Raw genomic sequence first — 8,455 nt, 5'->3', positions numbered from 1 at the left:
TTGGTTGCGACCGTGTCGCTAACCGAGGCGCGCATTCTACGCTGTCCTCACATCCTGTCAAGCGTTGATTTGAACTTTTTCGTTTCAACTCAACCACTTGCGCTTTCCTGACCGGTCTAGCCAATCTCGGCAGCGGGAGGCGAATCCTACAGCATCCCAAGACGCTGTCAACCCCCTCCGCCTCATTTCGTTGTCACCCGAAGGTGAGAGCCAAATGGCGAAGAATCCGTGGACCCCTCGCCCGGCTCAGACCTAAGTGCTTGATTTTCAAGCCACCTCAGCGTCTGCGCCGGAAGTGGGGCGCATTATAGGGGAGTTTCAGAGCAGGTCAACAGGTTATTTCAAGAATCTTTCGGCAGGGATGAAAAAGGCCACCAAAAGGCGAGCTGTCACCTGTGCGAGGTAAGATGCCGGCAGACCATGTTTCGAGGACTGCATGACTTCCATCCTGGCTCGCTATCGACAACAGCTGAGAAACACCCTGGGCGACTGGTTTCCCCGTACCACGCTCTTCCTTAAAGGAGAGCAGGCGCCAAGCGGCCAGAAAAAGGTGCAGCCGACCAAGGCCCGCAAACGGCAGGCCGAGCCCAAAGTCTCGGTCAAGGCGGCGAACAGCGAGCAATCCTTTATACAGGCTACCCCGGCCATCCCCTCCCCCGCCGGCATCTATGGCCCCGCACTCACCATCAAGCGCTCCCAGGAGCAGCGGATGAAGGTACGGGTCGAGCAGGCCGTGGCTCAGGGCATCATCCAGCCACCGTCACCTGAGCAGTGGAAGATGATCCTCGCGCGGGCTCCGGCTACCCGTATCTTCGCGGGGGCCGGTTCGGGCAAGACCACGACGCTGGTGCTGCGAGTGGTGTTCATGCTGTGTCATCTCGACATCTCGCGCGAGCAGCTGACTGTCATCTCCTTTACCAAGGCGTCCTGCGAAGAGTTGCGCGCCCAGCTCAAGCGCGTCCTGGCCTTCTGGGAGGCCCCGCTGGATGACGAGGCGGCACGCGAGCTGGTAAGAACCTTTCACTCGGCCCTGGCACAGTTGGCGCGCACCGAACTGAGGGCGACGCAATGGTTCGAGCAGTTGTCCAGCCAATCGAAAGGTGACGACGAACCGGACAACGGCATGCTGGCTGGCGCCAGCCTGAACGAGGCTCAACGGCAGCTCCTGATACAGGCCTACGAGCATTGCTACCGCGAGGACGCCGGCTTTCGGCGTCGGGTCCATCTGTTGCTGGAACTGGCGCCGCCCAATGAGGAGGAGCCACCCGGCGCGCCACCCTTGCAGCCCTTCGTCCTCAATGGCGAACGTCAACCCCAACCGCTGCCCGACCTCTTCTATGGCCAGGCCTCATTCGCCGAGACCCTGGGGTTGCGGGTCGGCTCTATAAAGAGCAGTCAGCTGGAGTGCTCGACGCGGGACCGGATCTTCCTGGAGGCCATGCAGCAGTTCTGGCGACACTTCGGCAAGCTGCTGAAGGAACAGCGGCTGATCACCTTCAATACCGCCTTTGCCGTGCTGACGGATCGCCTGGAAAAGAAACCCAGTCGCGCCCTGATTGCCCGTCTGCAGCCCTTCACCCATTTGCTGATCGATGAATTCCAGGACATCTCGCCGCAGATCGCCCTCTGGCTGCAGCAGGTACAGCGCAGGCTTGCGGAGGAGAAAGCTGCGCCTACGCTGATGGCCATCGGTGACGACTGGCAATCCATCTATGGCTGGCGGGGCAGCTCGCCGGAGCTGTTCATTCACTTCGATCGCTGGTTTCCAGGCCAGACGCCCAGCCAGACACTGATGTTGGGAACCAACTACCGTTCTTCACCAGACATCGTGGCTGATGGTGAACGCATCCTGACCCAGGTGCGCCACAAGCAGCCCAAAAAAACCCAAGCCTCCCGCGCGGCGGATGACCAGGGTCATGGGGTCAAGGTCGTGCCGCAATTCGATATCGCCCGCCAGTTGGCTGCGTTGCTGTACGAGATCGAGGCGCAACGGACGTATGCCGCGGAACGAGAGCGGCCGGAGCGGTGCGCGGTCATGGTGATGAGTCGCCTGAACGCGCCCTTGAAAGCCATCAACGAGCAGTTGGGACGTCAGCCAGGCGTACGCACCTGCACCATTCACCGAGCCAAGGGCCTGCAGGCCGAGGTGGCGATCGTGCTGGACGATGGCCAGCCCCAGCAGCCCCATCCGCTGCGCAACGCCCTCTATGCGACCAGCGGACATTTCCAGCAAAGCTATGACGACGCCATGGCGGACGAGGCGTTGCGCCTGAGCTATGTGGCGGTGACCCGTGGGGTCAGCCGGGTGCTGTGGTACACCCGGCAGCCACGAGGTGCGGCGGCGATATTGGCGGGTTGAGTCAGGTTACGTAGCGGGCGCTGTGATCTCGCACTGCGGTTGAGCACCGGCGAAAATCGAGCGCCCGTCCGAAACAACATGTAGGCCTTCTCCACCTAGCCGCGCAGGCCTGCAGCAATAGTCTCGCTCAGCACCTGCAAACGCCGCGACTGCACGGAGCCCTCATCATGATGAGCCTGCAAAAGCAGAAAGCGTGCCGAGGGTAACGCTGGCAAAGCGTCTTCGGCGAGTAGGCGCAGCCCCTGGCCGGTAACGGCGGAAGCATTCAGGCATGCGATGCCAAGCCCTGCCGTCAGTGCAGCCTGCAAACCGGCCACACCAGACGCGATATGGCTGATCACGTAAGGAATACCTGCGGCCTGCAGACGGCTGCAGGTCAATCGATGCAGGGAGCAGCCTTCCGGCAACAAGGCCAGAGGCACCGGTCGTCCCGGCTGTAGCGGATTCGTATTCGAGGCGCCTACCCAAATTAGCGGTTCCTGGTGTAGCGGATTGATCGTCACCCCGGGTGCAGCTTTGCGGGCGACATCCAGCTTCATGACGATGGCCAGGTCCAGCTCGCCTTCGCGCTGAGCAACCTCAAGCTCGTCGCTCCTGCCGATACGGGTACGCAGACGCAGTCCAGGCAGCTGTTGATGCAGGCGTGCCAGCAGGCTCGCCAGATCGACCGGACGAAAATAGTCGGTCACTCCCAGGCAGGCTTCACCTTCAAGAGGGATCCCGTGGAGATCACGCCAAGCCGCATCGGCCATGGCCAATAGCGGCCTGGCATGGGCCAGCAAACGCTCGCCTGCAGCGGTAGGTCTCACGCCGGCCTTGCTGCGAATCAATAGAGTCTGGCCGGCGCGCTCTTCCAGCTTACGTAGTTGTTCGCTGAGAGCTGATTGCGAGAGACAGCGCAGTGGTACCGCCGCCGAAAGGCTACCTGCATCGACAGCCGTAACGAGCGTACGCAATAGATCCAGATCGAAGCCTGACATGAGCATCCATTCCAAAAACCGACGGATGACATTTTATCTTCCGGCTTTTCCGCTGCAACCAGTCTCTTCAGACTGGGGCCACCAACCAACGAGGAAGCAGCCATGCCCCACATCGTGCTCCATCTATCAGGCGAGCGAGACGTAGCGCTCGGTCAACGTGCCGCAGCCGTCATCAATGACTTGGTCGCAGAGCATCTGGGCAAGCGCCCGGAGCTGATGGCGACTACTGTTCACTATATAGCTGCTGCGGACTGGTTCCTGGGCGGGGAATCGCTGGCGACGCTCGGCGGCAGTGCCTTTCATCTCGACATCAGCATCACCGACGAGACGAACACAAAAGGCGAAAAGGCGCGTTTCCTTCATGAAGTCCAGGCGGCCATGGCGAAACTCCGGCCCGATGTGCACGAGCTCTGCTATGTGCATCTGATCGACGCGCGGGCGGCTGCCTATGGTTTTGGCGGCCGGAGTCAGGAATGGCGACACCAGCAAGCCGGAGTCTGATTCCGCAGCTGGCCGCCACTCTTCCCAGAGGCGGCAATCGATACCGCTACTACTCGATCACATCGAAGTCCTTGAGGTGTTCTTCGGACAGCTCAAGGCCCAGACCGGGCTTGTCATCGTCGAGTTGCAGGTAGCCGCCGACGGGCTGGGGTTCGCCCTTGAAGACGTAGTAGAAGAGTTCGTTGCCTACCTCCACGTCGAATACCGGGAAGAACTCGGCCATGGGCGACGCGGTGCTGGCCATGGTCAGGTGGTAGTTGTGCATCTGGCCGGCGTGGGGGATGACCGGCACCGACCAGGCTTCGGCCAGGGCGTTGATCTTGCGCGCGGCGGTGATGCCGCCGACGCGGTTGGTGTCGTACTGGATGACGTCCACGGCGCGGCGTTCGAGCAGGTCCTTGAAGCCGTAGGAGGTGAATTCGTGCTCGCCGCCGGAGATGGGCATGATGCCCATCTTCTTGAGTTCGACGTAGCCTTCGATGTCATCGGCGATGACCGGCTCTTCCAGCCAGCGCGGTTCGAATTCGGCCAGCTTGGGCAGCATGCGGCGGGCGTATTCCAGGGTCCAGCCCATGTAGCACTCCAGCATGATGTCGACGTCGGGGCCGGCCAGCTCGCGCAAGGCGCGCACCTGCTCGATGTTACGGCGCATGCCGGCGGGGCCGTCCTTCGGCCCGTAGCCAAATCTCATCTTGAGGGCATCGAAGCCCTGGTTGAGATAGCCCTGGGCCTCTTCCAGAAACAGATCCAGATTGTCATTGGCGTAGAGCTTGGAGGCGTAGCAGGGGATCTTTTCCTTGGTCCGGCCACCCAGCAACTTGAACACCGGCTTGTCTACCGCCTTGCCCATCAGGTCCCAGAGCGCCAGGTCCACGGCGGAGATGGCGGCCATGCCGATGCCCTTGCGGCCCCAGGCGTGGGTGCGGCGATACATCTTCTGCCAGAGGTATTCGTTGTCGAAGGGATCCTGGCCCAGGACGATGGGGGTCAGGTAGAGGTCGATGATTTCCTTGGCCACCCGCGGCGCCAGGGCGCAGTTGCCAAGGCCGACCAGGCCGCTGTCGGTTTCGATCTCCACCACCAGCCAGCCGTGGAAGCGGAAGGAGCCCATGGCGTCGCCGCGCTCATAGAGGATGTCGGTGGCGTTGGTGCAGAAGTGCGCCTGGGGCGGGACGACCTTGCCCTTCCATTCGAAGACGCGGGTGCGAACGCTGGTAATTTTCATGGTGAGGTTCCTTTTTCGAGCATGAGTAAGGCCGTCCGGCCCCAGGGACCGGTTCGGCGGATTCGGGAGGCGCCTGGACGCCGCGGCAGCTATCAGTGGCGGGAAGCGCCCAGGCGGCAGGCGATCTCGAAGGCCTGACGGGTCGCACCGACATTGGCGCGGCCCTGACCGGCGATGTCGAAGGCGGTGCCGTGGGCGGGCGTGGCGATGGGAATGGGCAAGCCGCCCTGCACCGTGACCCCACGGGAGAAGCCCATCAGCTTGATCGCGATCTGGCCCTGGTCGTGGTACATGGTCACCACGGCGTCGAAGGCGCGGGCGTCCCCCTGGACCTTGAGAAAGATGGTGTCCGCGGGATAGGGGCCGTCGGCGGCGATGCCCAGCGCCCTGGCGCGCTCGACGGCCGGGCCGATGAGGTCGATCTCCTCGCGGCCGAAGCTGCCGTTGTCGCCATTGTGCGGATTAAGGCCGCAGACACCGATGCGCGGTCGCGCCAGGCCGCTGCGCTTGAGTTCGTTGTCGATCAGCTGGATGGCTTCGATCACCCGCTCCTGGCTGAGCAAGCCAGGGACATCCTTCAGGGCGACGTGGGAGGTCACCCGCGAGGTCCAGAGATCGTCCAGCACGTTGAATTCGCAAAATGGCCCCTGGTAGCCGAGGTGCTCGGCGAACCAGTGCAATTCGTCGTTGTGGCCCATGCCTGCCAGGTGCAGGGAGGTCTTGTTCAGCGGACCGAAGAGGATGGCGTCGGTGTGGCCCGCCCAGGTCAGGTCGAGGGCGACGGCCAGGGTGTCCAGGCTGTAGCGGCCGCCGACGACACTGGCTTCGCTGCGGGGAAAGGCGCCTTCCGCAGCGCCCCGGTAGGGATACAGCAGGGGTACGTCGTCCTGGAAATCGAGGGCATCCAGGCTATCGATGGGGCGGTAGGGATACTCGCAACCGGCGATGCGCATGCCGGTACGGGCCTCCTCCTCGTCGGCGATCAGCACCAGGCGGGCGCGGCTGCGCACCTCGGGATCGCCCAGCAGGCGGGCGATCAGCTCGGGGCCGATGCCGGCCGGATCACCCAGCACCAGGGCCAGGCGGGGAAGCGTGGAATTGCTCATGCGGAAGTCCTCAGGTAGGTGTCCAGGCGAAAGACGTCGGCCACCGGGCGATACAGACGCTGGGCGGTGTCGTGGAAGAGTTGGCGCTGGGCCGTGATGGGCAGGTCGGCCACCAGACGCTTGAAGCCGCCGATGATGGTGTCGTAGCTGCCGCACAGACGATCGACGGGAAAATTGCTGGCGAACATGGCGCGTTCCGCGCCGAAGACGGCGATGGCCTCGTGCACGATCCAGGCGTTGTCTTCGGCGCGCCACGGCTGGCCGGCGAGGCCCAGGCCGGAGATCTTCAGCGCCACGTTGGGCCATTCGGCGAGGCGGGCCAGGGCCGCGCGCCAGGCGGCCAGACCTTCGGCGCTGCGGTCGGACGGCAGCCCCGTGTGGTTGAGGATCAGCTGGGTGGCCGGGAAGTCCCGCGCCAGGCGACAGGCTTCGTCGAGATTCCACCAGGGCGTCTGCAGGTCGAAGTGCAGGCCGTGGCGCTGCAGTTCGGCGTAGCCCTGGCGCCAGCGCTCGTCGCTCATCAGGGTGCGCTGGCTGCCCACCTCTTCCGGGCGCGCCGGGCCACCGGGCTTGTGTCTGACGCTGCGCACCCGTTCGAAGGAGGCCTGGGCGGCGAGCAGCTCGGCGGCGTCTGCCGCATCCAGCCAGGCCTGGGCGACCACCGCATGGGGCGCGCCATGGCGGCGTGCCAGGTCATGGACGTAGCGGGTCTCGCCCAGGGGATCACGCGGATCCCACTCGGTCTCGACATAGACCGTCTGGACCACCTGGTGACCGGCCGCGTCGGCCAGGTAGTGCTCGGGCAGATAGTCACCCTTGATGGCGTTGTAGTCGCCATAGCGGAAGGGGATGGTTTCCGTGCCGGACAGCCAGGGGTGGAAGTTGCGCCGGGGCTCCCAGAAGTGATGATGGGCATCGACGATGGGGCCGTCATAGAGCTCAGCCATGCTGCACCTCCCGCTGGTCCAGGACGATCAACAGGGTGCCGAGGATGAACAGGCCCGAGCAGAGGGCGAAGAAGCCCAGCACCGCGGGATAGCCACCCAGGTGCTGCAGCAGCAGGCCGACCAGGATGGGTACGGCGATGCCGCCGAGGCTGCCGGCCAGGTTCATTACCCCGCCGATCAGGCCGACCCGTGCCGGCACCGCCAGCAGCGCCGGGAAGCTCCAGTAGAGGCTGCCCCACATGAGGAAGAAGGCGGTGAGCGACAGCAGCGCCACGGCGGCATAGGGATCGGTCAGCCGCGGCAGCAGCAGGAAGGCCGCCAGGGCCACCAGGCCGGAGCAGGACAGCAGTCCCTTGGCGGCGAGGCCACGACGCACGCCCTTGCGCACCAGCAGGTCGCAGAGGAAGCCACCGACCAGGGAGCCGGCCGCCCCGCAGAGGAAGATGACGAAGGTAGCGGCGCCGATGCCCTTGATGTCGAAGCCGCGGGCCTGGGCCAGGTAGCTGGGCCCCCAGGTCAGCAGGCCGAAGAAGACCATGGCCCAGCTGGCGCGACCGATGAGGATGCCGGCCAGGGAGCGACGGGCGATGCCCAGGCCCCGGGCGCCGGCCTTGGCCGCCTGGGCCACCGAGGTGGTGCGACCTTCGTTGATGCGCGCCAGCTCGGCGGCATTGACCCCGGGGTGGGCGGCTGGGTCGTCCCGGAGATAGCGCCAGGCGAGCCAGGCCATGGCCAGGGTGGCGATACCGGCGATGAAGAAGGCGGTGCGCCAGGAACCGAAGACGGCGATCAGGTAGGCGATGAGCAGACCGCCCAGGGCCACGCCCAGCGGTCCGCCGCAATCCATCAGCACCGCGCCACGGCCGCGCTCGCTGGAAGCCAGCCAGAGGGAATTGAGCTTGCCACCGGCCGGGAACAGCGGCGCCTCGGCGGCGCCCAGGGCGACCCGGGCGAAGATCAGCGACAGCCCGCCGGTGGCGAAGGCGGCGAGGGTCTGGAAGACGCCCCAGAGCCCGGTGGACCAGCCGATGACGCGGCGCGGGCCGTAGCGGTCGATCAGCCAGCCGCCGGGAATCTGCAGGAGCGCATAGGCCCAGAAGAAGCTGCTGAGAATCAGCCCCTGGGTGGCCGGCGTCAGCTGGAATTCGCGGGCGATGGTGGGCATGGCTATGGACAGCGACACGCGGTCCACCAGGTTGATGACCGTAAGGCCGAAGATGATGGCGAAGATGCGCCAGCGGACGCGGGAAGCCTGGAGCGCCGTGGGCACGGCGGCTTCGCCGAGGCGTGAGGAACGGGACGTCGAGAGCATGGCATGGACCCCTGGGATTCTTGTT

The 8,455-nt window shown here is 64.7% G+C and carries 7 protein-coding genes; 2 read left to right on the top strand and 5 right to left on the bottom strand.

Annotated features, from left to right (window positions below; all coding sequences use genetic code 11):
• Positions 1–436 precede the first annotated feature (436 nt).
• Complete coding sequence (locus POR01S_RS13740) at positions 437–2,359, top strand: UvrD-helicase domain-containing protein (RefSeq protein ID WP_042136479.1); 1,923 nt, start codon at positions 437–439, stop codon at positions 2,357–2,359.
• 95 nt (positions 2,360–2,454) lie between these two features.
• Here the strand turns inward: POR01S_RS13740 and POR01S_RS13735 are convergent, their stop codons facing one another.
• On the bottom strand, positions 2,455–3,339 hold the full coding sequence (locus POR01S_RS13735; RefSeq protein WP_042136477.1) for a LysR substrate-binding domain-containing protein: 885 nt from the start codon (positions 3,337–3,339) through the stop codon (positions 2,455–2,457).
• Between the two features lie 102 nt (positions 3,340–3,441).
• On the opposite strand from POR01S_RS13735, the gene POR01S_RS13730 reads away from it, so the two are divergent.
• Positions 3,442–3,840, top strand: a complete 399-nt coding sequence (locus POR01S_RS13730; RefSeq protein WP_042136475.1) for a tautomerase family protein — start codon at positions 3,442–3,444, stop codon at positions 3,838–3,840.
• A gap of 49 nt (positions 3,841–3,889) precedes the next feature.
• Here the strand turns inward: POR01S_RS13730 and POR01S_RS13725 are convergent, their stop codons facing one another.
• The 4 genes from POR01S_RS13725 to POR01S_RS13710 all read right to left on the bottom strand — a co-directional run bounded on the left by POR01S_RS13725 (position 3,890) and on the right by POR01S_RS13710 (position 8,430).
• Entirely contained in the window at positions 3,890–5,065 is a 1,176-nt protein-coding gene (locus tag POR01S_RS13725) for an L-rhamnonate dehydratase (RefSeq protein WP_027597829.1), read from the bottom strand.
• 92 nt (positions 5,066–5,157) lie between these two features.
• On the bottom strand, positions 5,158–6,171 hold the full coding sequence (locus tag POR01S_RS13720; protein ID WP_042136473.1) for a 4-hydroxythreonine-4-phosphate dehydrogenase PdxA: 1,014 nt from the start codon (positions 6,169–6,171) through the stop codon (positions 5,158–5,160).
• Entirely contained in the window at positions 6,168–7,118 is a 951-nt protein-coding gene (locus POR01S_RS13715; RefSeq protein ID WP_042136471.1) for an amidohydrolase family protein, read from the bottom strand. Before POR01S_RS13715 ends, POR01S_RS13720 begins: the two co-directional genes overlap by 4 nt.
• Positions 7,111–8,430, bottom strand: coding sequence for an MFS transporter (locus POR01S_RS13710; protein WP_007162335.1), 1,320 nt, complete (start codon positions 8,428–8,430; stop codon positions 7,111–7,113). Before POR01S_RS13710 ends, POR01S_RS13715 begins: the two co-directional genes overlap by 8 nt.
• Positions 8,431–8,455 lie beyond the last annotated feature (25 nt).

The sequence above is a fragment of the Pseudomonas oryzihabitans NBRC 102199 genome, assembly GCF_000730625.1.
Taxonomy (GTDB): Bacteria; Pseudomonadota; Gammaproteobacteria; order Pseudomonadales; family Pseudomonadaceae; genus Chryseomonas; species Chryseomonas oryzihabitans.
Note: the sequence above shows the minus strand (reverse complement) of the source record. Positions and strands in the feature narration are given on the sequence as shown.

What these genes read in the sequence shown, in the direction of transcription:
- POR01S_RS13740 (WP_042136479.1), top strand. Translation starts at nt 437, where the DNA reads ATGACTTCCATCCTGGCTCGCTATCGACAACAGCTGAGAAACACCCTG.
- POR01S_RS13735 (WP_042136477.1), bottom strand. Translation starts at nt 3,339, where the DNA reads ATGTCAGGCTTCGATCTGGATCTATTGCGTACGCTCGTTACGGCTGTC.
- POR01S_RS13730 (WP_042136475.1), top strand. Translation starts at nt 3,442, where the DNA reads ATGCCCCACATCGTGCTCCATCTATCAGGCGAGCGAGACGTAGCGCTC.
- POR01S_RS13725 (WP_027597829.1), bottom strand. Translation starts at nt 5,065, where the DNA reads ATGAAAATTACCAGCGTTCGCACCCGCGTCTTCGAATGGAAGGGCAAG.
- POR01S_RS13720 (WP_042136473.1), bottom strand. Translation starts at nt 6,171, where the DNA reads ATGAGCAATTCCACGCTTCCCCGCCTGGCCCTGGTGCTGGGTGATCCG.
- POR01S_RS13715 (WP_042136471.1), bottom strand. Translation starts at nt 7,118, where the DNA reads ATGGCTGAGCTCTATGACGGCCCCATCGTCGATGCCCATCATCACTTC.
- POR01S_RS13710 (WP_007162335.1), bottom strand. Translation starts at nt 8,430, where the DNA reads ATGCTCTCGACGTCCCGTTCCTCACGCCTCGGCGAAGCCGCCGTGCCC.